The 25,782-nt window shown below is 43.9% G+C and carries 22 protein-coding genes and 1 pseudogene; 21 read left to right on the forward strand and 2 right to left on the reverse strand.

Annotation, left to right across the window (positions count from 1 at the left end; all coding sequences use genetic code 11):
• Positions 1–15 precede the first annotated feature (15 nt).
• Positions 16–252, reverse strand: coding sequence for a DUF6061 family protein (locus tag DW904_RS12815; RefSeq protein WP_002578301.1), 237 nt, complete (start codon positions 250–252; stop codon positions 16–18).
• Positions 253–626: 374 nt separating this feature from the next.
• On the opposite strand from DW904_RS12815, the gene DW904_RS12820 reads away from it, so the two are divergent.
• The 7 genes from DW904_RS12820 to DW904_RS12850 all read left to right on the forward strand — a co-directional run bounded on the left by DW904_RS12820 (position 627) and on the right by DW904_RS12850 (position 5,751).
• Positions 627–1,154: a hypothetical protein gene (locus DW904_RS12820; protein ID WP_029471585.1), complete on the forward strand. Its 528-nt coding sequence runs from the start codon at positions 627–629 to the stop codon at positions 1,152–1,154.
• A 63-nt stretch (positions 1,155–1,217) separates the two neighbouring features.
• A complete protein-coding gene (locus DW904_RS12825) occupies positions 1,218–1,481 on the forward strand; it encodes a hypothetical protein (RefSeq protein WP_029471584.1) in 264 nt (87 codons plus the stop codon).
• 256 nt (positions 1,482–1,737) lie between these two features.
• Positions 1,738–1,914: a helix-turn-helix domain-containing protein gene (locus DW904_RS12830; protein WP_003864535.1), complete on the forward strand. Its 177-nt coding sequence runs from the start codon at positions 1,738–1,740 to the stop codon at positions 1,912–1,914.
• A 120-nt stretch (positions 1,915–2,034) separates the two neighbouring features.
• Positions 2,035–3,024: a helix-turn-helix domain-containing protein gene (locus DW904_RS12835; RefSeq protein ID WP_044954635.1), complete on the forward strand. Its 990-nt coding sequence runs from the start codon at positions 2,035–2,037 to the stop codon at positions 3,022–3,024.
• Position 3,025: 1 nt separating this feature from the next.
• Positions 3,026–4,417 carry a tyrosine-type recombinase/integrase gene (locus DW904_RS12840; protein ID WP_171027973.1) on the forward strand — a complete coding sequence of 464 codons (1,392 nt, stop codon included), beginning with the start codon at positions 3,026–3,028 and terminating at the stop codon, positions 4,415–4,417.
• Between the two features lie 161 nt (positions 4,418–4,578).
• On the forward strand, positions 4,579–4,794 hold the full coding sequence (locus tag DW904_RS12845) for a hypothetical protein (protein WP_226977413.1): 216 nt from the start codon (positions 4,579–4,581) through the stop codon (positions 4,792–4,794).
• Between the two features lie 777 nt (positions 4,795–5,571).
• On the forward strand, positions 5,572–5,751 hold the full coding sequence (locus tag DW904_RS12850; RefSeq protein WP_102364675.1) for a hypothetical protein: 180 nt from the start codon (positions 5,572–5,574) through the stop codon (positions 5,749–5,751).
• A gap of 75 nt (positions 5,752–5,826) precedes the next feature.
• On the opposite strand, the gene DW904_RS12855 is transcribed toward DW904_RS12850, so the two are convergent.
• Entirely contained in the window at positions 5,827–6,048 is a 222-nt protein-coding gene (locus DW904_RS12855) for a DUF3784 domain-containing protein (RefSeq protein ID WP_015573075.1), read from the reverse strand.
• A gap of 610 nt (positions 6,049–6,658) precedes the next feature.
• Here DW904_RS12855 and DW904_RS12860 point away from each other — a divergent pair.
• The 14 genes and pseudogenes from DW904_RS12860 to DW904_RS12920 all read left to right on the forward strand — a co-directional run.
• Entirely contained in the window at positions 6,659–7,483 is an 825-nt protein-coding gene (locus tag DW904_RS12860; RefSeq protein ID WP_024721698.1) for a ParA family protein, read from the forward strand.
• The gene (locus DW904_RS12865; RefSeq protein ID WP_024721697.1) at positions 7,440–8,384 is read left to right on the forward strand and encodes a ParB/RepB/Spo0J family partition protein; all 945 of its coding nucleotides are present in this window, start codon (positions 7,440–7,442) and stop codon (positions 8,382–8,384) included. The genes DW904_RS12860 and DW904_RS12865 overlap by 44 nt, the downstream gene beginning before the upstream one ends.
• Before the next feature lie 233 nt (positions 8,385–8,617).
• The gene (locus DW904_RS12870) at positions 8,618–9,322 is read left to right on the forward strand and encodes a hypothetical protein (protein WP_024721696.1); all 705 of its coding nucleotides are present in this window, start codon (positions 8,618–8,620) and stop codon (positions 9,320–9,322) included.
• A 70-nt stretch (positions 9,323–9,392) separates the two neighbouring features.
• On the forward strand, positions 9,393–13,643 hold the full coding sequence (locus tag DW904_RS12875) for a SpaA isopeptide-forming pilin-related protein (protein ID WP_015573073.1): 4,251 nt from the start codon (positions 9,393–9,395) through the stop codon (positions 13,641–13,643).
• Between the two features lie 148 nt (positions 13,644–13,791).
• Entirely contained in the window at positions 13,792–14,085 is a 294-nt protein-coding gene (locus DW904_RS12880; protein WP_003525240.1) for a hypothetical protein, read from the forward strand.
• A gap of 9 nt (positions 14,086–14,094) precedes the next feature.
• Positions 14,095–14,688, forward strand: coding sequence for a hypothetical protein (locus tag DW904_RS12885; RefSeq protein WP_015573072.1), 594 nt, complete (start codon positions 14,095–14,097; stop codon positions 14,686–14,688).
• 13 nt (positions 14,689–14,701) lie between these two features.
• Entirely contained in the window at positions 14,702–14,935 is a 234-nt protein-coding gene (locus DW904_RS12890; protein ID WP_015573071.1) for a hypothetical protein, read from the forward strand.
• The gene (locus DW904_RS12895; RefSeq protein ID WP_024721694.1) at positions 14,913–15,470 is read left to right on the forward strand and encodes a hypothetical protein; all 558 of its coding nucleotides are present in this window, start codon (positions 14,913–14,915) and stop codon (positions 15,468–15,470) included. The genes DW904_RS12890 and DW904_RS12895 overlap by 23 nt, the downstream gene beginning before the upstream one ends.
• 5 nt (positions 15,471–15,475) lie before the next feature.
• Entirely contained in the window at positions 15,476–16,159 is a 684-nt protein-coding gene (locus tag DW904_RS12900) for a hypothetical protein (protein WP_015573070.1), read from the forward strand.
• Between the two features lie 862 nt (positions 16,160–17,021).
• Positions 17,022–17,354 (forward strand): TnpV protein, encoded by a 333-nt coding sequence (locus tag DW904_RS24020; RefSeq protein WP_229105187.1) that lies wholly within the window; start codon positions 17,022–17,024, stop codon positions 17,352–17,354.
• Between the two features lie 1,772 nt (positions 17,355–19,126).
• A pseudogene (locus DW904_RS12905) lies at positions 19,127–23,838 on the forward strand (SNF2-related protein); the annotation flags it as partial.
• Positions 23,828–24,220 carry a hypothetical protein gene (locus DW904_RS12910; RefSeq protein ID WP_014635901.1) on the forward strand — a complete coding sequence of 131 codons (393 nt, stop codon included), beginning with the start codon at positions 23,828–23,830 and terminating at the stop codon, positions 24,218–24,220. The pseudogene DW904_RS12905 and the gene DW904_RS12910, both read left to right, overlap by 11 nt.
• Positions 24,221–24,236: 16 nt before the next feature.
• A complete protein-coding gene (locus DW904_RS12915; RefSeq protein WP_024721691.1) occupies positions 24,237–25,190 on the forward strand; it encodes a DUF3991 and TOPRIM domain-containing protein in 954 nt (317 codons plus the stop codon).
• Positions 25,187–25,782, forward strand: a 596-nt coding sequence (locus tag DW904_RS12920) for a DUF4314 domain-containing protein (RefSeq protein WP_243110415.1), incomplete at its 3' end; no start/stop codon positions are given. The genes DW904_RS12915 and DW904_RS12920, both read left to right, overlap by 4 nt.

The raw sequence follows: 25,782 nt of genomic DNA on the forward strand, positions 1-25,782 counted from the left end.
TTTTGATTGGAATAATCATAACTCTAATGAATCTTCAGCATCTACCCACATCTGTAAATTCCCATCAAGATATAACCTTGCATATTCTAATGGCTCATCGATTGCAAGCGATGTCAAAGCACAATCAGATCCAGGTGTGGTTCTTAAATTTTTTTCTGCTTCCCAACAATCAATACGGAGTATATAGCCCGTATTAGTATATACATCAATGCTGTTGCACTGTGGATTGTATTCTGCAAATATTGTTCTCATCGTATCCCATCTCCTTATCATTTAATCAATCAGTAGTAGCAAAAATTAAGAAGCATTTCAATCAGTTCACCATGTCACTTTTATTTTGTGTTATACTGTCTTATAGATTTTTCTTGCCCTTGTATTTGCCCTTATCAGAGTGCATAAACACTGATGGGACGATATAACACAAGGGAAATAATAAGGGAAAGCTCACCTGCGACAAATCCAGTGTTTTCAAGGGGTTGCGAAGAATTTAATAATAAAATATAACAGTTATTAAATTTCTTAAAACAGGTGAAATCTCAATCGGGATTGACCGAGTTCTTTGAGTGAGATACACTTCTTGGACGAAGGGAAGGAAGAAGAAAAAAGTACTTTAGAGGTATTATGGAATGAGTAATAAATTGGTTAAGCACCAAGAACCAAAAGAAATATTAACTGGAAATCAAAAGAAAATTTTGTTTTGGATTTGTTTCATTATTTTAAGTATAGCTTTCATTACAGTCTGGATAAATATACTTTTGACATCTAAAGCATTTAATACACAAATGGAAGAGATGGTACTGGGAGAAGATTACTATATGGAGGATATTGTGATTACAGGTAAAAGGGCTGAAGCTGCTTCGGCTGATACGATATCTCGGAATTATTTCTTCTACTACAACAATGGAAAAGTGAATGATTATCACAAGCGAATGCAAGTACCGGGATTTGTATATTCGGAATATAATGTAGGAGATTCCATAGCTGCATATACCACAGACCATGTTAGTTATTCTTATTACAAGTATGGGATTCTTCCGGATACAGAGTATACAAACAATGAATTAATGAAAGTGGCTGGCGTATTGCTTGGAATTGGAATATTTTTATTGGCTTTGTTTGGGGTATTAAGTAAGAAAATGAATTACAAGAAGTAACCAACTTCCCGTTTATTGGGAAGTCGCAGAGAACGAAAAATCGGTATTTGTGGGGTGGTGAATATGAAAAAGAAAATTTTAAAAGCAGTTTTAGGTATTCTTATTTGTTGGGGGATTTTTGTTGCTATTGAGGGATTTCGTTTGATTGGAAGCACTGACCCAGGAAAATGTCCGCTTATAACACTTGGAAGCACACAAACTGCGGATGAAATTGCTGATTATGGAAGTTTAGGATTTTCACAAACATATCATCTGACAAACGGCGATGCATTTGTATATGGTGAATTTCGAGTTTGGGGAATCAGAATTGCAAGATGGGAGAGTTAAATTCTAGTTTGTTGAATTTAAAAATGAAATAAAGTTCCAGTAATCATAGAGTGTATGGATTCAATTCCATATGCTCTTTTTCTTTACTTAATTTCATGAAAAATGTAAAAATCTAATGTTACGAGTTGCATTAAAGAAAACTCGTAAGAAAAAAGTAAAAAAATTTGCTTTTGACCACTGTAAAACATGCTCTGAGCGTTTCGTTATATGAAGGGATAATTTTTCTTTCATATTTCAAAGAAAAGAGGATAAAGAAATGTCAGAAAAAAGATGTTATACAGTTCAAGAGTTACAGGAAATCTTAGGAGTCAGCAGACCTACTATTTATAACCTTTTAAAGAAAAAGGAATTCCGGTGGATCCAGTTGGATGGCGGAAAGTATCGCATCTCTAAGAAGAGTTTCGATGACTGGCTCGATAACTTGGAACAATAAAAAACAGGGTGTTGATCAGGCAGATTTTGTCTGCAATCGACATCCTAAATTTTTATCTGGATTTGAGATATGATATAAGAAAAAAAACTAACACTAAAAAAGACAGGAAGTGAAGAATAAATGGCAACAGCAATTATGAAACAAAAAGAAGTTCCGGAAATGGACGATGTTGAAGAGATCATTTCAAAGATATCAGAAGACAGTCCTTACAAACGGCGTCCGACACAAAAGAGAACCTGGATGACCGTGCCGGAAATGGGAAAGCTGCTGGGATTAAAAAAGACAGATCGATACTGGCTGGTGCATAAAAATGTTTTTGAATCTAAAGAGATTGCTGGAAAGATACGAATCAATATTGCCAGCTTTGAAAAATGGTACGCCAATCAGATTAAATACCATAAAGTTACCGGAGAAGAACCAGGGAAAGAATTGAAATCCTGGTCCTATTCCGTTAAGGAAGTTGCGGATCTGTTGGGTGTTGATGAGTATCTTGTTTATGATTTACTCAAGAAAAATCAAATGGAAGCTGTTATTGTCGATTACTGGAAACGAATACCAAAAGAATCTTTTCAGAACTGGTATAAAAGCCAGTCCCGGTATCGAACAAAGGAAGACAGAAAAAAAGACGCTCTTCTGGAAGATGCAACAATTACGATGCCTGAGATGGCACAGCTGCTTGGAACAACCAGAAGCGCAGTATATACAATTCTTGATAATCCAAAGTATAGTCATTTTTTTGAATTCATTGTGATTGCAGAAAAGAAAAGGATCACAAAAGAGAGTTTTCGAAAATTCCTGGAAGGTCAGGATCGGTATAAGCTGGATCCATCGAATGATTATGAAGAACTTGCACAGGAACAAAATATTGCCCTGGCTAATTTCCGGCGGAAGAAATTATCACAGACCGGAATACGAGGAAGCAATGGAAATATAAAGTATCTTACTTTTGATGAAGCTTCCTATCTGGCAAAGGTCAGCAGAAGCATGATCAACAAGTGGGCGGATAAAGGAAAGTTCACAGTAATAAAAGTTGGCAGTCGAGTTAGGATCCGTCGGGATGAATTTGAGGACTGGATGGAGCAAAGAGATTTGGAAAGGAGTATGCAATAATATGGCATCTATAAGAGAACGAAACGGAAAATTTAATGTAATCTATTCTTATACGAATGAAAAAGGTGAGAGGAAACAGAAGTGGGAAACCTATGAAACGAAAGCCGAAGCAAAGAGAAGAAAAAAAGAAATTGAATATAAAAAAGAGATGGGATCATTTGTCGTCCGTAAATGCAAAACACTGGACGAGCTTATTACAGAATATGTTGCACTTTATGGCAAAGAAAACTGGGCGCTTTCTACATATGAAGGAAATGTCTCTCTTATCAATAACTATATTCTTCCGATCATTGGTGATACGAAACTCTCAGAGATCAATACCCGTTTCATCGAAAGATATTATCAGAGTCTTTTGAAGAGACGTGCAGTTATCAATCCATTGAATAAAACCAGTCGAAATGAATTTGTATCTTCCAGTACGGTCAGGGATATTAATAAGCTGCTTAGAAACTGTTTTGAACAGGCAGTGAAATGGGAGTTGATGGAGAAGAATCCTTGCACCCATGCGACTGTACCAAAACATAAATCACAAAAAAGAGACATCTGGACAGCGGATACATTGATGTATGCGCTCAGTGTCTGTGAAGATGAACGATTAAAGCTCGCAATTAATCTATCTTTCTCATGTTCCCTGCGACTTGGTGAGCTGCTTGGTCTTACCTGGGATTGTGTAGATATTTCTCATGAGGCAATTGAAGAAAACCGTGCATATGTCTTCATCAACAAAGAATCACAGCGTATAAGAAAAGAATCTTTAAATGCATTGGATGGAAAAGATGTGTTGTTGGTATTTCCGACAAATCATAAGAAGAATTCTACGGTCCGTATTCTGAAAACACCGAAGACAGAAAGTAGTGTACGTAAGATATTCTTACCGAAGAGCGTTGCTAATATGCTTGTAGACTGGAAAGCTGAGCAGGATGAAATGAAAGAAATCCTGGGTGACGAATATATGGACTATAACCTGGTTATGGCAAGTACCTTTGGTCTTCCTCTTGGTGATGGAGCAATCCGTGGCCCTTTAAAGAAATTGATCGAGGACTATAATCTCCCACCGGTTGTATTTCACAGTTTTCGTCATAGCAGTGTTACTTATAAGCTGAAACTGAATGGTGGAGACATCAAGGCGGTACAGGGTGATTCTGGCCATGCTCAGGTCAATATGGTTACAGATGTGTACTCTCATATTCTGGATGATGACAGAAGGAAAAATGCAGAGCTTTTTGAAGAAGCATTTTATGAGAAAAAGAATCTGGATCCACAGATGCATGTACAGCAGGAAAATAATAATACTACTGTTGCTGATGAAGTCGATCCGGAACTTCTGGCAAAAGTATTGGCGAATCCAGAGATGCGGGCATTGCTCAATTCACTGGCGAAGACGATGAAGTAATGAAAAATAGTGAAAAAATAGTGTAATTTTAGTGAAAAAACGATTCATAAAACGATATAATATATGGATGAAATGAGGATATTTATTGTGTATATGGATATTCTATCTCCATCATTTGATGATAGAATGACGGAGATAAATCTGAAATGAAGGAGATTCCTATGAGAGACTTTGATTTTATTGTAAGTCCTGCGAAGTTGTTAACACCTGAAATTGTTCAGATGGTTAGCAGCATCCATGAACATAAAGGCAAACAGGAATTATTTCTCGAAGCCAATGTAGATGAATTGAAAACACTCTTAGAAGTTGCATTGATTCAGAGTACGGGAGCATCCAACCGAATCGAAGGTATATCTACTGGTTATGTCCGTGTTTAAAAATATGAAAGCAGCTTATAAATTTGCCAGTCAAAAACGCATGGACAAACCGTCTCGTATGCGTTATATTATTTATAGACAAGAAAATATCTTGTACTTATGATAGGAAAGTTTAATTGAATACTGTTTACCATGATCGAACGTACGAAGCATGGTGGTCATATAACAGATGTCGATGGTAATATCAAGGCATTCCCCGATTATTAGCTGGGGCAAACAATCAGCTAACTTTCAAAGCTTTACAGAGCTTGACAGAGGGGGTATTCAGAATAACTCGAATTGAATCGGAAACAGTTTTATATAGTGTCCCATATGGGTTTACCTTACCTCAGATTGACAGAGAGTGACAATAGGTTGGAGCTCTCCTAAGCGGTAGGTCGGGTGTTCGAATCACCTCGGGAACGCCAAAAACTCCGCCGGAAAACCCAGTAAAATCAAGGGTTTCCGGCGTTTTTTCATTTTTACGGAAAAAGTGAAAAATCGTAAAATTCACAGATTTTCATTAGCAAAATCTCCGTCAGCTAATGGAAATTAGGACGAATGTCGTCCGCCTTTCAGGTGAACGACTTGCTAATAAAAATTAGCAGGATTTTCGCTATTTTGCTAATGAAAATGCCCTCTCTGCTAATGGCAGAAAAATTCGAGCAAAATTCCTGCTAATGAATAAGGCGTTCGTTACCCTGTTAATTCGTTCATTTAGGGGTGGTCAAGCGACAATCGCACACTACTTCTATGCCATTTCTTATTATATAATTGCGGTAACAGGAGGTGGTTGTTTTGAAAGAACAAAAATATCATTTATACCTTTCCAAGGACGAATACAGCGAAGTGCTGCAATCACTTATCCGTTTGAAGAACAGCCTGATAGCACAAGGCAGATACACGGACGCAGCAGATGATATTCTTTGCAAGGTGCTTTCAGCCAAGAAAAGAAAGTTCAAAATCAAATATATCTGAACACGAATAAAGACCGCCTACACTTTTGTAAGCGGTCTTTGCTAATTTAGAGTAAGTTAGACAAACTGGAATTTATTAGGCAAACAGAATAAGTGCAACACCTGTGATAAGCAGAACTATACCAACAACAAACTCTATCATTCCCACTTTCTTTGCGTATTCTTCTTTCTTCCGACCGGCTTTGAAATCCGCCTCAAAACCGTTGATAAGATTGTATTTCTTTTTAAAGTAAATGAAGTATCCAAACAGAAGGAATGCCAATCCCAGAACTACAGCCAATACCTTTAGGAATATCATATAAACACCTCCACAAAAAATTCAAATTTGTCTTTCTCTTAATTTCCTATTATACACCAAAATTATGAATATTTCTACCCGCCGTCTATTGACCTCAATTAAGAGGAAAGTAGGTGGCTTTTTTTGTTAGCAAAAAAATTTTCAAGAAATTTTGAAAAAACACCCCCCAAAAACGCTCTCCCATTTCAAACAAGTGAAGGGGTTAATTCCGAGCCACGAAAAGGTCAGCCCTTTCACTTGTATTTTGACAACTGAATAAACCATTCACTAAGACTTTAATTCTGATGATTTTAGCCACCTTATCGGGTACGCCGTGACTTCTGCATTGCAGAACAGCGAGAACTCCCGGTATAGGTAACAGGTTGCCCCTGTTACGGCGATGACAGTCAGAAGGATAATGATACTTCTCTACGGAGCTGGCGGAGTACCCGGCAGAGGTGAAATTCCTATGATACAGATTAGCAGTCTGTTCCTTAGTGACTTCCCGTGAGCTTATTGCTCGGCAAGGGGTGTTGAGAACAAATATTGCCCGACCGGTTAGGAAATGAGCCGGTCAAGTACATAGCCATACTGCGATGGCTATGAATTTCACGAAAGGAGGACGCACAAAGTGTCGAACTGCAAAACGATTGCGATATGCAATCAAAAAGGCGGAGTTGGAAAGACGACCACTACGGTAAACCTCGGCGTCGGTCTTGCAATGCAGGGAAAGAAAGTGCTGCTCATAGACGCAGACCCACAGGGCGACTTAACCACTTGTCTCGGTTGGCAGGATACAGACAACTTGGGTATCACGCTTGCAACGAAACTCACAGATGTCATAAATGAAACGATGAATGACCCTACGGTCGGTATTCTGCACCACGACGAAGGTGTTGACCTTATTCCGGCAAACCTTGAGCTTTCAGCAATGGAGTTTAACCTTGTCAACGCAATGAGCAGAGAGACGGCATTGAGAAACTATCTCAGCGAAGTGAAGGAGAAATACGACTATATCTTAATAGATTGTATGCCTTCCCTCGGAATGGTAACAATCAATGCTCTATCTGCGGCAGACAGCGTAATAATTCCTGTTCAGGCTCAGTATTTACCGGCAAAAGGTATGACGCAGCTTGTTCAGACCATTTCACGAGTTAAGAAGCGTATCAATCCGGGCTTAAAGATTGACGGTATGCTTCTCACTTTGGTGGATAGCCGTACCAACCTCGCCAAAAGCACGGTAGAAGCTCTGAGAGAGAACTTCGGTAGTCAAATCAAGATGTATCGAACATATATCCCGATTGCCGTAAAAGCCGCAGAGACTTCTTCCAAAGGCAAGAGCATTTTTGCCTACGAACCGGGCAGCACGGTGTCAAAAGCGTACACCGAATTTACAAAGGAGGTGTTAGCCGATGGCAGGAAGAAAGAGCGACTTCACTCTCACGAAGCTCGATGACTTATTCTCGACGCAGGAACAGAGAGATGAAGAAAAACTTTCAAAAATCCGAGATATTCCCTTGACTGAGATTGACGATTTCCCCGACCACCCTTTTAAGGTGCGTGATGACGAGGATATGGCACAGCTCATTGAGAGTATTAAGGAACGAGGGGTAATCACTCCGGCGACGGTAAGGCAGAAAGAGGACGGCAGATACGAACTCATATCGGGACACAGACGAAAGCGAGCCTGTGAGCTTGCCGGGTTTGATACTCTCCGTTGTGAGGTCGTTGAACTGAACCGAGACGAAGCCACGATTTTAATGGTTGAGAGCAACTACCAAAGGTCGCAGATACTTCCCTCGGAAAAAGCCTATGCCTACAAAATGCGTTTGGAAGCATTGAGCAGACAAGGCAAAAGAACAGACCTAACTTCCGACCCAGTGGGTTGGAAGTCAAGCGGAAAAGAAACAGCACAACTAATTGGAGAGCAGTCGGGTGACAGTCAAACCCAAGTTCGCAGATATATTCGCCTTACAAACCTTGTTCCCGAACTTTTGGAATATGTTGATGAGGGGCGAATTAAAATGCGACCGGCGGTTGAATTGTCTTTTCTCGATGAGGACAGTCAGCGTGATGTGGTTGATGAAATCGACCTGAACGACGCAACCCCGTCCCACGACCAAACAATCCGTATGCGAAAGTTCTTTGAGGAGGGCAAGCTCACAACCGAAGCAATCCAAGCGATTATGTCGGAGGAAAAACCAAACCAAAGGGAGAAAATTGTTTTGAGGGGCGATAGGGTTCGACAGCTTATCCCGAAGAATATTCCCATAAGCCAAACGGAGGATTTTGTGTGCAAGGCATTGGAGCATTACAACAAGTTTCTGCGAAGCAGAGCCGACCGTGACAGCCGATAGCCTTCCCCCTTTCTCACACTCTAACCCCTATATATACCGGCTATTAACCTGCTGAAAAATATACTCTATCTCCCTTGAGTATATCTATCTCTAATAACATATAGCTGTCTATAAAAGGGTTCGCACATTTGGAGCAAAAGCAAAATGTCTGCTACGATAAAAAGTTCAGCCAATCGCACCTTTGATGTTTTGACCGGTTTTGATTACGATTAAGGCAGAAAGGAGCGATGGATATGAAAAACAGGCTGATACCTTGTGTTCTTGCCTGCCTGATGATTTTCCTCGTAGGTTGTAACGGTAACACAGCCAAAGAAGCTGCACAGGAGATTACGAAAACAGAGACTTCTTTTCCGGCTGGTAATACCGAAACAGATTCTCAGGAAGAAACGGCAGAAGAACCGGAAAGCACGACAGTTCAGGAAGAAACACCGATTACGGCAGAAGAAAGCCAATCAACCGCTGAAAGGCAGACGGTTGCGACTGTTCAGACAAAACCGGCGGAAGAAAAAACGGCTGATACTCCTGCAACCGAAAAGCCAAAGGCAGAGCCACCGAAGCAGACAACCACGCAGGCTGAACCCGAAAAACAAACGGAACAGCCAAAAGAACAGACAACTGCCGAACAAAAGCCGGTTGAAAAACCGACTGAAAAGCCGGCAGAACCGAAACCGACAGAGCCGCACAAGCAGACATTCGATGTCAGCCCTTATGTTAGTTACGCAAAAGAGTATGCGGTAAGCATAGGGCTTTCTCTTGACATCACGGCGACAGAATGTTGGGACAACCCCATATCCGCAAATCCTAACCGAAGCGGTATCAAGTCTGATATTGAAAGCAGACTGAACCGATACAAGAACAGCGAGGGTTTTACCGCTGTGTGGATATGGACAGAAAAGCTATCCGATACGGATTACAACATCTATATCGGCTACTGCTAAAACAAAATAATTTTAAGCGGACGCACTGAGTAAAATCGGTGCGTTTTTGCATTTCAAGGAGGAAAACGCAATGGTTAAAACAAAATTCAAGAAAGCCGTCTCGCTTATGTTGGCGGCGGTTATGAGCCTTACTGCTTTTACGGGCATTGGGGCAACGACAGCCTTTGCAGCCGTAGGAGAAAAAGCCGATGTGTACCTCGTCGATTATCCCCGAAGCGGAGATACCAATAACAACGGCGAATGGGGACACGGCAATCTCAACTATATGAACGGTTGGAAAGGCTTGTCCACAAAATATACAGGACTTCGTGCAATGGGTTCGTATTCGGGCAATATTGCCTACTGTATTGAACCGGGTACAGGTCAGCGGACTGGAGATACTCTCACCGAAAAGGACGAGAACTTCTTTAATAACATCAGCCCGAACGGAACGATTTCCGGCGATGACATTCGCCTGCTTATCGGTCGTATCTTGCAGTACGGCTACCGTGGAGGTATTTCGACAAGCTGGAAGTCGCAGAATGAAAGCGACGCAAACTGCATCGCACACGCTTATGCCACTCAGATTTTGATTTGGGAAACGATTGTCGGAGAAAGAGACGCAGGCTTTAATCACGTTTCTACCAGCGGATACAATGCCGTGCTTGAATGTGTAAGCACTGCACACCCACTCCGCAGTAAAATCTTGTCGTACTACAACAGTATGGTAACAAGTGTTCAGAATCACACCAAAGTGCCGAGCTTCTGCACAAGGTCAAGCGGTTCTGCAAAGGTAAACGAGCTTGAATGGAACGGAAGCAAGTATGTTGCTACTCTCACCGATACAAACGGTGTGCTTGGCAATTACAACTTCTCGGCAAACATTGACGGGGTTTCTTTCTCTGTCAGCGGAAACAAATTGACTGTTTCGATGGAGAAAGCTCCGAGCAAGGAATTTACCATCACAGCCGCAAAAAAGAACGGTGTCCGCAGAGGTGTTGTCGTATGGTCTGACGGTATCCATCAGAACGGAAACGGCATTCAGGATGTGGTCACTTATGCTCAGGAGGTCAGTGACCCTGTCAGCGGCTTTGTCAAAATGAAGGTAAGCTACGGCTCTTGTCAGATTGTAAAGACAAGTGAGGACGGAAAGGTTGACGGCATTCAGTTTACCATAAGCGGTAACGGTGTCAATCAGACTGTAACAACCGCAAACGGCGGTAAATTCCAACTGGATAACCTTATGCCCGGTGTTTACACGGTAACAGAACAGTCTATCGACAAATATGTTCCGCAGGAGGTTCACAGAGTAACTGTTGTTGCCGGTCAGGTGTCAAAGGTCAATTTCAATAATGTTCTCAAAAGAGGTAATCTTCAGGTCATCAAATCTTCTGAGGATAACTTGGTTGAGGGCGTTACCTTCCATCTTTACGGCACATCTCTTTCCGGTATTGCTGTCGATGAGTATGCCGTGACAGATAAGAACGGTGTTGCTTCTTTTGATGATGTGCTTATCAGCGGCACTACCCCATACACCATTGAGGAAGTGGATACCGCAATCCGTTATGTTGTGCCTGCAAATCAGACCGCACCGATTAACTGGAAAGAAGTAACCACAAGAAACTTCACGAACATTCTCAAAAAGTTCAGCGTAACCGTAACAAAGAGCGACCGAGAGGAAGGCACACCGCAGGGCGACGCTACCCTTGCCGGAGCAGTTTACGGTATCTATAAAGGCGAAACCCTTGTGGACAAGTATGTGACGGATAAGAACGGGCAGTTTACCACAAAGGAATATGTCTGTGATAATGACTGGACAATCCGTGAAATCACGCCGTCCGAGGGTTATCTGCTTGATACGACTGTTCACAAGGTCGGTGCTGAACCGCAGCTTTATACGGTGGAACACAATCAGACAGCAAATGATGTTACCGAACAGGTTATGAAAGGCAATATCGCCATTATCAAGCACACCGATGACGGCGAAACTCAGATTGAAACACCGGAAAACGGAGCAACCTTTGAAATCTATCTCAAATCTTCCGGCAGTTTTGACGCAGCAGAAGAAGATGAAAGAGATGTCATTGTCTGTGATGAAAACGGTTTCGGGCAGACAAAGGATATGCCTTACGGCGTATATACCGTTCATCAGACCTCCGGTTGGGAAGGTCGTGAGCTGATGAAGAACTTTGATGTGTTCATTGCTCAGGACGGACAGACCTACCGCTATCTTATCAACAACGCAAACTTTGAAAGCTATATCAAGGTTGTCAAGGTGGACGCAGAAAGCGGTAAAAACATTCCTTATGCCGGTGCAGGCTTCAAAATCTTTGACCCTGACGGCAATCAGGTAACAATGACCTTCACTTATCCTACTCCGACAACGATTGATACTTTCTACACCGACGCAAACGGACAGCTTGTGACACCGGAAAAACTGGAATACGGCAAGGGATATTCTCTTGTAGAAGTTCAGGCTCCTTACGGATATGTGCTTGACAGCACACCGGTGTACTTTGATGTGGCAGAGGAACATTCTTCCGATGAGGGTGGTATTACCGTGATTAAGGTCGATAAGCCTAATATGGCACAGAAAGGTACAGTCAGCATTGAAAAGACCGGCGAGGTGTTTTCAGGGGTAAATATCTCCGGCGTGGAAAACGCCGATGTGATTTATCAGCCTGTCTATGAAGTGAAAGGTCTTGCAGGTGCAGTTTATGAGATTAGCGCAGCAGAAGATATTATCACTCCCGACGGTACACTCCGTTATGCAAAGGGCGAGGTAGTAGATACTGTTACCACAGATGAAAACGGACTTGCCAAGAGTAAGGAGCTTTATCTCGGAAAATATACGGTGGTTGAAATTACTGCACCGGAGGGTATGGTCATCAACAAAGAAGCTCACGATGTTGAGCTGACTTATGCCGGTCAGGAAGTGTCTGTAACCGAAACCGCCACAAGCTTTGTAAACGACAGGCAGAAAGTAGCGGTAAGTCTTGAAAAGACTATTGAAAAGAACGACATCTTCAATATCGGCAACGGCGATGAAATGAAGAATATCAGCTTCGGACTTTTCGCCGCAGAAGAACTTGTTTCTGCAAGCGGTACTTCTATTCCGGCAGACGGACTGATTGAGATTATCTCACTTTCCGAGAACGGCAAGGCTGTTATCAAAACCGACCTTCCTTTCGGAAGCTACTATGTAAAGGAACTTGCCACCGATGAGCATTATATCCTTACCGACGCCAAGTATCCGTTCACTTTCAGCTATGCCGGTCAGGATACCGCAAATGTTGAGATTGCGGTCAATGACGGCAAGCCGATTGAAAACAAGCTCATTTACGGTTCTGTTTCCGGTAAGAAGATTACCGAAAACGGCGAAGCACTGGGAGGTGCTGTAATCGGTCTGTTTAAGGCTGATGAAACCGAATTTACAAAAGAAAATGCTTTGATGACTGCTACCTCCCAAAAAGACGGTAGCTTTTCTTTTGAGAAAGTACCGTATGGCAACTGGCTTGTAAGAGAAATCGAGCAGCCGGAGGGCTTCGTGCTTGATGAAACTTCTTATGAAGTTAAAATCTCCGAGGTCGCTCAGGTCATTGAGGTCGAAATCGTCAATGAGTATGTTCACGGCAATATCAAGTTGACTAAGGTCGATGAAGATTACCCGGACAACAAGCTGACAGGAGCGACCTTTGAGGTTTACAAAGATGTAAACGGCGACGGTAAACTGGATGACGCCGACGAGCTTATCGGAACTCTCTCCGAAACCTCTACCGGTATTTACGAGATGAAGGAACTTCTTTACGGAAAATACCTTGTAAGAGAAACCAAAGCACCGGATGGCTTTGAGCTTGATAAGGGTGTGTACTCTGTTTTCATTGAAAAAGATGAAACCACCTACGAGGTAGAAAACAAAGCCGGCGTCGGCTTTATTAACACAGCTATGAAAGGAAACCTGAAAATCGTTAAAACTTCCTCTGACGGTAAGGTTGAAGGCTTCACTTTCAGAGTTACAGGAGTAAACGGTTACGACCGAAGCTTCACGACCGATAAGAACGGCGAAATCATTATCGAGGGACTTCGTATCGGCGATTACACCATTTCCGAGGTTCAGGATAGTGTTTCTGCTTCCTATGTGCTTCCTGCGGATAAGATTGCAACCGTAAAGGTCGGTTCTACTACCGTTGTGGAAATGCACAATGAGCTGAGAGATACACCAAAGACCGGAGATAACAGCAATGTGGGCTTGTGGACGGCACTTGCGGGACTTTCTGCCCTCGGTATTGTCGGCACAGCCGTTGTTGCGTACAGAAAAAAGAAGAAGGAGGACAATGAGTAATGGACGCTAAAACAATCGTAGCAGTTGTATTAGTCGCCTTTATTATCGGCGGCTTTATCTTCTTGCAGATTAAGAACAGAAAGAAATAAGGAACGCTTGTGTGGGCGGAGTGAAAACTTCGCCCACCGTTCTTTTACGGAGGTGCATTATGAATAAGCAAAAGACGGTTGACAGCAAGGTGCTTGCAATACTCAGAGAATGCCCCGAAACGAGGTATGACGATATGCAGCTTATCCTTTGCTATTACAACCGATACAGCTATATGAGAGTCGGAGATTTACCGCTTGAGGATATAGTCAACAACTATAAAGGCTACGGCTTGCCGTGCTTTGAGACTATCCGCAGAGCAAGACAGAGAGTGCAATCCCTATTTCCCGAACTGTCAAGGCAGTGCAGTGGCTGCGACTGCGGAAACATCAGAATTGTGATTGAAGTAAGCTGAGGTGTGGATATGAACGAGGGAAAAAGAAAAATCGGTGAATACACTGTTCTTTGCTCGGTCAATGTGGGCGAAAAGGAAGTTATCTTGGCTTCCAATGAGCAAAGTACAAACGGCGATAAATTTATGTGCGGCTTTGCAGAGCGAAACGACCTGTTTGAACTGTGTTCGGAATGTATGGTAAGCGATGACTATATCGAAATCGTACACCTTTTCGGAAGCCGTGTGGCAAATGAAGCGGAGCTTTTCAAGGAACAGGTCGAAAAACTGGATATTCCAATCACACTCATAACAGAAGCCGACTGTATCCCCGACCACTATTCCAAAGACATCAACGGCAAAATCATAGCCATTGACCCCAAGGTATTAAAGCCTGAATTTCAGAGAGCCGACAGACAGCTCTACTATGTTACAGGTGGTTTCGGTGCGTCGGCAAACAGCCGTGGAAGTGCCGTGTTTTGTACCAATCTTCACACCGGCAAATCAACCCGATATGAAAGAATGGATGTTATGGGCGAAATAAAGCCTGAGCGTCTGCCTGAATGGGCAAAGGAAAAGGCACAAGAGCTTTCAAACAAGAAGCGAAATAAAGACAAAGAACGATAAGGAGGACAAAGCAATGAAGGAAAATTTCACTTTTCAGCAAAAGACAAAGCTTCTGACGAAACTGTTTGACGCAGGCTGCAATACCGAAAAGAAATTGCAGCAGCTCGACATGGAGAGCATTTTGAAAATTCCGGGTATCACTATTCCGGATATGAGTCTGATTATCGAGTTTCAGAAGCAGACCAAAGCCAATAAGCTGTTCTCTTATTTGGGAGGTGGCACTGATGAGCAGGCAGGAACAGAATGACCGCCATATCATTTGGAGCGACATTAGCCTTGACCTTGATGATTGGCGAGAGTCTTTGGAGGAACTGTATCCCGGATATTCCGATGATGAGCTTTACGACATTATGGTAAAATCCAATGCCGAAAATCTTTATGATGAACGAGTAAATCTCAATATTCAGCTTTCACAGCCGATTATTGTTATCGGCGACCTCGGCAGATGGAACGGCAGAGTGTCGGGCTACAAGATGATTGATTCCGGCAACATTAAGGACTGCCTTTATTCCGATACCGATTACAACGAATGGTATGTGGATAAGTACGGCGACCTTCGTGCCGACGCCGTTCATCACGACGGTACAAACCATTATCTTTACCGTGTATTCAAAGACGGTGTTACCGATACGCAGATTGAAAATCTGCAAGATAAAATCTATAACGGAAAAGCCACAAGAGCCGACATCACACGAGTTACCAAAAGGCTCGGCGATGACATTGCCGGAGTTTATGGTTTTCCTATTCCAAAGCAAAGACAAACAAACGAACAAGCGAGGTGATGAAAATGGATTACAGAGTATTGACCGAAGCAGAGCGTAAATACACCTTCAGCCAAAGTCAGCAGCTCTCTATGCAGACCGGTCTTATCGGATATTTGAGAGCCGACTTCGGTTCTAACGGGAACGAGTTTTGGACGACTTGGAACGATTTCAGAAAAGACTTGAAAACCGATGAATTTAAGGCTGAATTTGATGAAGTCATAAACGGATTGCGTGACGGCGATGTTTTGTCCGGCAGAAAGGCTATGTCCTCTTACTGTTATTCCACTCCCGACAGCTCCTTTAATGATGACTGCAACCACTACGGCATCCGTCTTGATACGGGAAAGTACAGCTATCTTATGAGATTTAACCCCAACAGGGGCGAGTACAATCTGTACTGCTATTGCTATCAGAAAGAGTGGCTAAATGCCCACTTGAAAAACGCTGAGCGAGGTATCCGATTTATCAACCCGCACTATCAGGAGCAGTTTCGCATTGCGGACGGAGAAAAAATCTCAATCAAGCTCGGCGACGGCAAAACAATGGAGAGAACTTGCAGATATATCGACGACTACCATTTGGAGGTCGGCACAAATCTCTACCATATCTGCGAATTTGCCGAGCTTTGCGAGAGAAACGGTCATACCGTAGAACCAGCCGCAAAAGAAAACACGAAATCCGCAAAGGACAAAGAAAAAACACGATAAGGAGGTGCAGACGAGGTGGCAAGAAAATTTGACCTGATTTCAGAGCTGTATGAAAGAACCTGTTTTGCAGTTACAGACAATCCGGTAAACTGGCAATCGTTTCTGAAAACAGCAGGCAGAAATTTCAGGCTCCGATTTGATGAACAGCTTCTCATTTATGCCCAAAGACCCGACGCAACAGCCGTGCTTGAAATCGAACGATGGAACGGTACTTTCGGTCGCTGGGTAAACCGAGGAGCAAAGGGTATTGCCGTATTTGAGGACACAGACAGAAGCCGTCAAAGGCTGATTCATTACTTTGATATATCGGACACCCACGAAAGTCGACATTCCCGCCCTGTTCCGATTTGGGAGATGAGACCCGAATATGAAGCAGAAGTTATTGAAACACTTGAAAATACTTTCGGTGCGGTAAACGATACAACGAGTATTGAAAATGTCGTCAAAGAGAGCATTGCCAATGCCGTTGAGGATAACATCGCAGACTATATCTCCGACTTTATGAGTTTGGGTGCAGGAAGCGATATTGAGTATTTGTCTGCCGACGAAGCAAATGCCTTGTATTTGGAGCTTGTCAGAAACAGCGTATCATATATGGTTATGGCACGATTGGGACTGAACGCAGACAAGGTCTATTCTCCCGATGACTTTGCCGGTATTTCAAGTTTTAATTCACAGGAAGTTCTCAATGCGGTGGGTATTGCTACAAGCGACATTGCAGAAATGGCGTTGCTCCCTGTCAGCAGAACAATCAGCACGCTCAGCAAGGAAAATCGCATAATTGATGAACAGGAGCAATCCGAATACAATAAAGACATCAAAGACGAAAGGAGTCAAAGCGATGAGCGAAATCACATACACGATGGTGGGAGATTACAATCTTCCGAACCTGAAACTGCCGGAGCAGACGGAAGTGACTCTCGGCAGATGGTCGCAGATGAGGAGAACTTATCTGAAGGAACATCACAAAATCCTGTACTACAATCTTCTGACGAAAGGGATTCTGAACAGTCACTTGGCGGAGGTTCAGCAGAGAGCCAGCGAACTGGAGGAAACTCTCGTGAAGCAGATGGCACAGAAAGCCGGGCTGACGGAGCAGATGAAAGCGGAAGATATGATGAAGTGGGTTCGCCTGATGAACAACATCAGGAACTCGGCACAGGAAATCGTGAAGAATCAGGTAATATTCGCTTAGAGTATTACGACAGAAACCACGAGGACAAGAGCCTGCCGTTTTTCGGTGGCGATGATACTATCCGAGAGATACTCGGTACTACCCCGCATTTGTCCGCTTCAAAGGAAGAAATCAAAGACTTCTATGAGAGAAATACGGACAATGCGACCCGTACCGAATATATCAAGGGTATCTTCAATAACGACTACACCCGGCTTACCTTAAACGACGGCAGGCTTGTGGGATACAAAACATTTCAGAATGTCCTCCACTTGTGGGAGGGTGAATACGAAAACAGAACCGCTCAGAGTTTCTACGACTGGGGCGTTATCGCACAGCATTTTGAAGCAATGAGACTTTTGGGAGAATTGACCGATACAATGAAACCGATTCCGTCTATGGACGGTCAGTTGACTCTCATTATGGGAAATCAGGCAGAGGAACAAAAAACCTCTGCCTTTACTTTTTCTCAGGAAATCATAGACGCTGTATTGACCCGTGGAAGCGGAGTTTCCGAGGGTAAAATGCGTATCTATGAGCAGTTTGAAAAGAGCATTTCCGCAAAAGAGAACGCCGACTTCTTGAAAAACGAATACGGTTGGGGCGGCTCTTATCCGGTCATCATCGGTGCAGGCATTGACGAACAGCACGACGGAAAAGGTATCACAATTTCAAAAGGTATCGGAAGCGACAAGCCGCACATTACTCTTTCTTGGTCTCAGGTGGAAAAGCGTATCGGAGACCTTATCCGTATGGACAGATACCTAAACCCAAAGGAAAAAGAAAAGTACCCTGAATGGCTTGAAAAGCAGGAAGAACGGCGAGCCGAGCTTGCAGAGCAGAGAAAAAACCGTGAGATACTTTCTACCGCACCGCCTGAACCTGAAAACAAAGAGGACGAGCCGGAAGCGCAGTATGAATATCATCTCGGCGACAGCGTGTATATTGGGGCTTCTCAGTATGAGATTTTGTCCTTTGATGAAAACCGTGTAATGCTCTATGACTTCGATATGCCCTTATTCAACAAGGAACTTTCAAGGGAAGAATTTGACCGCAAAGTGCGTGAAAATCCGATGAACGACCACTTGAAGGTCAGTGTATTACCGGCGGAAGAAAAAACCGTTACAGGCGAAAATAAAGCTCAAAACGATACTGAAACCGTACCGGATTTCAGTCCGAAAACCGGTTATGACGACGCCTTCTTTATTGACCGGGACAATGAAAGTGTAACTTGGATGTACTATAACCCCGACAGCAATGCCGGAGGTCAGTATGTTACAAATACTCTTTCTTTTGACGAGATACAGCAAGTCGCACGGGAGTATGACTCGGCAGAGGATTTCTTTGATTATCTCGGTAGCATTGCAAATCAGGAGCTTGCCGATGTAGGTACGGAATGGTTTGTGGACGCAGACCGAGAATTTCACAGGACACCGGATTTGACCGACTGTACCTCTGCCACAATGGAAGCTCTTATTGAAAACACTGAAAGAGCTGATATGGTGGCAACAAATATCGGGAATGTACCGATTGAGGATTACAGAGAAATCGTTGCTACTCAAAACGGTTTTGACAGCGATGAGGAAATGTATAACGAGGGTGTTCGTATCGGCAACGGTTACGACAAAGAGCCTGAACCGATTGTCCCCGCTTGGGAGCAAAAGAAAAAGTCAAAAGTAAAGAGCTTTGACCTCCACCCGGATATTCCTATGTCCGAACGACACAACTTTGACCTTGCCAATAATCAGGTTGAAGAAGTGAACAAGAAAGAACGCTTCCACCGAAACTATGCAGCAATAAAAGTCCTGAGAGATTGTCAAAACGAAAACCGTTTTGCAACACCTGACGAGCAGAAAATCTTGTCGAGATATGTCGGTTGGGGCGGTATTCCCGAAGCCTTCGACGAACGAGCAGGAGCTTGGCATACAGAGTATGCAATGCTGAAAAACATCCTGACGCCGGAGGAATATGCGTCGGCAAGAGAAAGCACACTGACTGCATTTTACACTCCGCCCGAAGTATCTACCGCCATTTACAAGGTGTTGGAACAGATGGGATTTCAGGAGGGCAACCTGCTTGAGCCGTCCTGCGGTATCGGTAATTTCATCGGTATGCTGCCCAAGTCAATGGAAAACGCAAAGGTTTACGGTGTTGAGCTTGATACCATTTCAGCCGGTATCGCTCAGCAGCTTTATCAGAAATCTTCCATTGCGGCACAGGGCTTTGAGGAAGTAAATGTCCCCGACAGCTTCTTTGACGGCATTATCGGCAATGTGCCTTTCGGAGATTTCAAAGTCTCCGATAAACGATACGACAAGTACAATTTCTTAATCCACGATTATTTCTTTGCAAAATCGCTTGATAAGTTACGCCCCGGCGGTGTGATGGCTCTTGTGACAAGCAAAGGAACTATGGACAAGGAAAACTCCAATGTGCGTAAATATATCGCACAGAGGGCGGAGCTTCTCGGAGCAATCAGACTTCCGAACGACACCTTCAAAGGTAATGCCGGGACAGAGGTCGTATCCGATATTCTGTTTCTGCAAAAGCGAGACAGACTCATAGATATTGAGCCGGATTGGGTTCATCTTGACACCGACGAAAACGGTATAAGGATGAACTCATATTTTGTTCAGCACCCGGAAATGATACTCGGCGAAATGAAAATGGTAAGCGGTCGCTTCGGACCGGAAGCAACCTGTGAACCGTTTGAAAATGCCGACCTTTCGGAGCTTTTGAACGAAGCAGTCTCAAACATTCACGGAGAAATCTCCGAATACGAGGTTGCCGACGAACTGGAGGAAGAAGATAATTCTATCCCGGCAGACCCTATGGTAAGGAACTTCTCTTACACTGTTTTAGACGATAAAATCTATTTCCGTGAGAACTCCCGTATGTCCCCGGTGGAGGTATCTGCAACCGCTGAGAACCGCATTAAGGGTATGATTGGGATAAGAGATTGCGTCCGTAACTTGATTGAACTGCAAACCGAGGATTACCCGGACAGCGAAATCAAACAGGCACAGGATAAGCTGAACACACTGTATGACAGCTTTACAAAGAAGTACGGACTGATTAACAGCCGTGCCAATACTTCTGCCTTTTCCGACGACAGCTCCTATGCTCTGCTCTCCGCTCTTGAGGTTATCAATGAAGATGGCGAACTGGAACGCAAGGCGGATATGTTCTTCAAAAGGACGATTAAACCGCACAAGCCGGTAACGGAGGTTGACACCGCAGACGAGGCTCTCGCTGTCTCTATGGGCGAAAAAGCAGCCATTGATATGGAATATATGATGGAGTTGTCCGGCAAAAGTGAGGAGGAATTATTCGCTGACTTAAAGGGTGTAATCTTCTTAAATCCCCTTTATGAGTACGGTAATTCCTATGAGCCGAAGTATCTGATGGCAGACGAATATCTGTCGGGCAATGTTCGTGAGAAGCTGGCGACAGCCAAAAGGTCTGCGGCACTGTATCCCGAAGATTACACCGTCAATGTGCAGGCACTTGAAAAGGTGCAGCCAAAGGATTTGACGGCAAGCGAGATTTCCGTAAGGCTCGGTGCGACTTGGATACCGCCCGAAATATTCCAACAGTTTATGTTTGAGTTTCTCGACACCCCACGCTATGCACAATGGAATATCAAGGTTCACTACTCTCAGTTTACCGGCGAATGGAACATTGAGGGAAAGAGCTACGACCGTTCCAATGTAAAAGCGTACAGCACATACGGTACTTCCCGCATCAACGCATATAAGATAATTGAGGAAACACTGAACCTGAAAGATGTCCGAATCTTTGACTATATCGAAGATGAGGAAGGCAGAAAGAAAGCCGTTCTCAATAAAAAAGAGACGGCAATCGCACAGGCAAAGCAGGAACTCATAAAGCAGGGCTTTCAGGACTGGATATGGGCTGACCCTGCCCGCCGAGAAAAACTCACGAAGATGTATAACGAAAAGTTCAACAGTATAAGACCCCGTGAGTACGACGGAAGCCACATTGTTTTCAACGGTATGAACCCGGAAATCGAACTCCGTGAACATCAGAAAAATGCGGTTGCACACATTCTGTACGGCGGTAATACGCTGTTAGCACACGCAGTCGGTGCGGGCAAGACCTTTGAAATGGTAGCCGCCGCTATGGAGTCCAAACGACTGGGACTTTGCAATAAGTCGCTGTTCGTAGTGCCAAATCACTTAACCGAGCAATGGGCGGCGGAGTTCTTACAACTCTATCCGGCGGCGAATATTCTCGTAGCGACAAAGCGAGATTTTGAGACAAAGAACCGCAAAAAGTTCTGCGGTCGAATTGCCACGGGAGATTATGACGCCGTAATCATCGGTCATTCTCAGTTTGAGAAAATCCCGATGTCCATTGAAAGACAGAGGGCAATTCTTGAGCAGCAGCTTGAAGAACTGACAGACGGTATTATGGATTTGAAGCGAAACCGTGGAGAAAACTTCTCCATTAAACAGCTTGAAAAGTCTAAAAAGTCCGTGAAACAAAAGCTGGAAAAGCTCAACGACCAAAGCCGAAAGGACGATGTTGTTACCTTTGAAGAACTCGGTGTGGACAGGCTTTTTATTGACGAGAGTCATTATTACAAGAACCTCTATCTTTACACCAAAATGCGTAATGTGGGCGGTATCGCTCAAACGGAAGCACAGAAATCCTCCGACCTGTTTATGAAGTGCCGATACCTTGACGAGCTTACAGGCGGTCGAGGAACGGTATTTGCAACCGGTACTCCTATCTCAAACAGTATGGTGGAGCTATATACCATTCAGCGATACTTGCAGTACAACACGCTTGTCAAAAACAACTTGCAGCACTTCGACTCGTGGGCAAGTACCTTTGGAGAGACTGTAACAGCCGTTGAGCTTACCCCGGAGGGAACGGGTTACAGAGCGAAAACCCGCTTTGCGAAATTCTACAACCTACCGGAGCTTATGGCGATGTTTAAGGAGGTCGCCGACATCAAGACGGCGGATATGCTGGAACTGCCTGTGCCGGAAGCACACTTCCACAATGTTGCGGTCAAGCCTCGGAAATGCAGAAAGAGATGGTTGCTTCCCTTGCGGAACGAGCCGAGAAAGTCCGTGGCGGCGGTGTAGATTCGAGTGTAGATAATATGCTTAAAATTACAAACGACGGCAGGAAGTTAGCACTTGACCAGCGTATGCTTAACGATATGCTGCCTGATTTTGAGGGCAGTAAAATCAACGCCTGCGTCGATAACATCTACCGTATTTGGGAGGAAACAGCCGATAAAAAATCGGCACAGCTTGTGTTCTGCGACCTCTCAACTCCAAAGAATGACGGAACATTCTCGGTATATAACGACATCAGAAAGAAGCTCATAGAGCGTGGTGTCCCCGAAAGCGAAGTCCGCTTTATCCACGAAGCAGATACCGATGTGAAGAAAAAAGAACTGTTCCAAAAGACCCGTAAAGGCGAGGTCAGAGTGCTTCTCGGCTCTACGCAAAAGATGGGAGCCGGCACGAATGTTCAGGACAGACTTATCGCACTTCACGATGTGGATTGCCCGTGGAGACCGTCAGACTTGGAGCAGCGTTCCGGTCGAATTATCCGTCAGGGTAACTCAAATCCTGATGTAGATATTTACCGCTATGTAACGGAGCAGACCTTTGACGCATATCTCTATCAGCTTGTAGAGGGAAAGCAAAAGTTCGCCAGTCAGATTATGACGAGCAAATCCCCGGTGCGTTCTGCCGAGGATATTGATGAAACCGCCCTTTCCTATGCAGAGATTAAAATGCTTGCCACCGGCAACCCGTATATTAAGGAGAAGATGGATTTGGACATTCAAGTTCAAAAGCTGAAGCTCTTAAAATCCAACTTTCTATCTGAAAAATACGCTTTGGAAGATAAGATAATCAAATATTATCCGCAGCGAATTACAGCTTTGGAAAACCGTATTGAAGGATTGAAGCAAGATGTAGAAACTGCGAAACAGCACCCGAAACCAACGGACGACCGATTTGTCGGTATGGAGGTTAAGGGTGTTTTTTATTCCGAAAAAGCCGACGCCGGTAAAGCAATCATTGAAGCCTGCAAGCAGATGAACAGCCCCGACCCTATTCCTCTCGGCAAGTACCGAGGGTTTGAAACGGAACTGCTTTTTAATACCGCAGAGCGAAATTATGAGGTTCGACTGAAAGGTGCGACAAGCAGAAATGTTCCTCTCGGTGATGACGCACACGGCAATATTATCCGTCTTGATAACGGCATTGAGAGATTTGCCGAGAGCTTGTCGCTTGCGGAAAATGACCTTGAGAACACCACAAATCAGTTGGAAACCGCAAAGAAAGAAGTCCAAAAACCGTTTATCCAAGAGGAAGAACTAAAGACAAAGCTTGCCCGCTTGGACGAGCTGAATATCTTGCTCAATATGGATAAGCGAGAAAACGAAATTGTCGGCGGCGAACCCGATGAGGGCGAAGTGCCGAACACACGAAAGGAGAAAACCTATGAACGATAAAATGACACCCGATAAGGAAAGAGAAAACTGCCCTTGCAGAAAAGCAATCATTAACCCTTTTGACGCAATGATGATGGTTGTGGTCAGGAGACTTGATAAAGCATATCTCGAATTGAAAAGAAGCAAACCGCCCGCAAAGGAAGCAGAATTTGCCCTTAGAAATGCAAAGCTTTCTTTCTACGGAGAGTTGGTTCGACAGAGCATTGAAACGGTGTTTTCGCCGGAAGAAATCATTGCTTTGTATGAAAACGACGACCTTGCGGGAGGTGCTTGGACTGTTTGGAATGACATCGGCTGCCCTGTTGATAAGATACTCATTATCATTGCAAAGCTCAGTATCAACGAACCGATACAGAAAGCGGTTGCCGATTTGCTGATGTAGAACGGCGGTGATAATTATGCCGTATATTGCACCGGAAGTCATAACCGAAGCCAAACGAATGGATTTATTAACCTATCTTAGAGAGTATGAACCGGGCGAGCTTGTTAAATTTTCAAGTAACACCTACACCACAAGAACCCACGACAGCTTGAAGATTTCCAACGGCAAATGGATGTGGTGGTCGAGAGGTATCGGGGGCAAATCTGCCCTCGATTACCTTATCAAAGTCCGTGGAATGGATTTTGTGGAGGCGGTTCAGACCATTATGGGAAACGGTTCAGTCAGCTTTCCGACTTGTGAAAACATCAAAAGTTATGAGAACCAGCCTTTGCTTCTGCCTGAAAAAAGCCCCACTACCGATGTGGTATTTGATTATCTTTTCGGGCGTGGGATTGATTATGAAATTATCAACTACTGCTTGGAACAGAAGCTAATCATCGAGTCGCTCCCATATCATAATGCTGTTTTTATCGGCTATGACGAGAACAAAGAACCTAAATACGCCGCATACAGAGCAACAAATCAATCAAGAATTATGGGCGACTGCACCGGAAGCAAAAAGCAATATTCTTTCCGCCTGACTGCCGAGAACACCGGAGAGGTTCATCTTTTTGAGTGTGCCATTGACCTGCTTTCCTATGCAACTTTGATGAAGCTGGAGGGCAAAGACTGGCGACAGTTTAACCTTGTTTCTCTTGCGGGAGTGTATTCCCCAAAGCAGAAAATCGAGGACTCGAAAGTGCCTGTTACACTCGGCAGGCTGCTTGAAAAGGACAAAACAATCAGGCGAATTGTTCTTCATTTGGACAATGATATTGCCGGAAGAAAAGCGACCAAAGCGTTGCAGACGATTCTTTCAGATAAGTATGAAGTCGTTGACGACCCTCCCCAATATGGGAAAGATGTCAACGACTTTCTTTGTAAACGCTTGGGAATAAAAGATAAAACCGAAAGGAGTTTTGCACGATGAAACTAAAAGAAATCAGAGAAATGTACCCGGAGGGAACGCAGATTGTACTCACTGAAATGGCTGGCGAAAGTCAAATGCCCTACGGTCTGAAAGGAACGGTTAAATTCGTTGACGACGCCGGACAGATTCATATGAGTTGGGAAAACGGAAGCTCCCTCGCCTTGAATATTAACGAGGATACCTTTGAAAAGGTAGAAGCACCTGAGAAGATTTCCGTCATTCTTGTTGAGCCGGGCAGGTATCCGAAGCTCATTGAAATCGAGGATACGCTTGAAGCAATGCAGTCTCTTGTGGAGGGAGATATTGAAGAATATATGCCCTTTGAGGACGAAGTTGCCATCATCTGCAACGATGAAGGAAAGATGAACGGCTTGCCGTTGAACAGGGCAGTTTATTCCGAGCCTGAGAATGTTGAGATGAGTTATCCGCAGTTGAAAGCTCATTTCCGGCAGGCAGAAAAAGAAAGAAACCACACGACCGGATATGGTATGCTCCCCGTCAAGAGGACAATAAAAAATAATAAATTTTTGTATCGTCAGCCATGCTATAGCTGGCGATATTTTATGCTGCTTTTGTATATTGCTCATGATAT

Origin of the sequence: Ruminococcus sp. AM42-11, assembly GCF_003480145.1 — a bacterium.
Classification (GTDB): domain Bacteria; phylum Bacillota; class Clostridia; order Lachnospirales; family Lachnospiraceae; genus Blautia_A; species Blautia_A faecis.

Bases quoted from the DNA above. Each gene is read 5' to 3' on its own strand.
- DW904_RS12880 (WP_003525240.1), top strand. From the start codon at position 13,792: ATGAATAAGCAAAAGACGGTTGACAGCAAGGTGCTTGCAATACTCAGA.
- DW904_RS12870 (WP_024721696.1), top strand. From the start codon at position 8,618: ATGAAAAACAGGCTGATACCTTGTGTTCTTGCCTGCCTGATGATTTTC.
- DW904_RS12825 (WP_029471584.1), top strand. From the start codon at position 1,218: ATGAAAAAGAAAATTTTAAAAGCAGTTTTAGGTATTCTTATTTGTTGG.
- DW904_RS12835 (WP_044954635.1), top strand. From the start codon at position 2,035: ATGGCAACAGCAATTATGAAACAAAAAGAAGTTCCGGAAATGGACGAT.
- DW904_RS12820 (WP_029471585.1), top strand. From the start codon at position 627: ATGAGTAATAAATTGGTTAAGCACCAAGAACCAAAAGAAATATTAACT.
- DW904_RS12900 (WP_015573070.1), top strand. From the start codon at position 15,476: ATGGATTACAGAGTATTGACCGAAGCAGAGCGTAAATACACCTTCAGC.
- DW904_RS12830 (WP_003864535.1), top strand. From the start codon at position 1,738: ATGTCAGAAAAAAGATGTTATACAGTTCAAGAGTTACAGGAAATCTTA.
- DW904_RS12855 (WP_015573075.1), bottom strand. From the start codon at position 6,048: ATGATATTCCTAAAGGTATTGGCTGTAGTTCTGGGATTGGCATTCCTT.
- DW904_RS12885 (WP_015573072.1), top strand. From the start codon at position 14,095: ATGAACGAGGGAAAAAGAAAAATCGGTGAATACACTGTTCTTTGCTCG.
- DW904_RS12845 (WP_226977413.1), top strand. From the start codon at position 4,579: ATGAGAGACTTTGATTTTATTGTAAGTCCTGCGAAGTTGTTAACACCT.
- DW904_RS12865 (WP_024721697.1), top strand. From the start codon at position 7,440: ATGGCAGGAAGAAAGAGCGACTTCACTCTCACGAAGCTCGATGACTTA.
- DW904_RS12840 (WP_171027973.1), top strand. From the start codon at position 3,026: ATGGCATCTATAAGAGAACGAAACGGAAAATTTAATGTAATCTATTCT.
- DW904_RS12915 (WP_024721691.1), top strand. From the start codon at position 24,237: ATGCCGTATATTGCACCGGAAGTCATAACCGAAGCCAAACGAATGGAT.
- DW904_RS12815 (WP_002578301.1), bottom strand. From the start codon at position 252: ATGAGAACAATATTTGCAGAATACAATCCACAGTGCAACAGCATTGAT.
- DW904_RS12890 (WP_015573071.1), top strand. From the start codon at position 14,702: ATGAAGGAAAATTTCACTTTTCAGCAAAAGACAAAGCTTCTGACGAAA.
- DW904_RS12895 (WP_024721694.1), top strand. From the start codon at position 14,913: ATGAGCAGGCAGGAACAGAATGACCGCCATATCATTTGGAGCGACATT.
- DW904_RS24020 (WP_229105187.1), top strand. From the start codon at position 17,022: ATGGTGGGAGATTACAATCTTCCGAACCTGAAACTGCCGGAGCAGACG.
- DW904_RS12875 (WP_015573073.1), top strand. From the start codon at position 9,393: ATGGTTAAAACAAAATTCAAGAAAGCCGTCTCGCTTATGTTGGCGGCG.
- DW904_RS12910 (WP_014635901.1), top strand. From the start codon at position 23,828: ATGAACGATAAAATGACACCCGATAAGGAAAGAGAAAACTGCCCTTGC.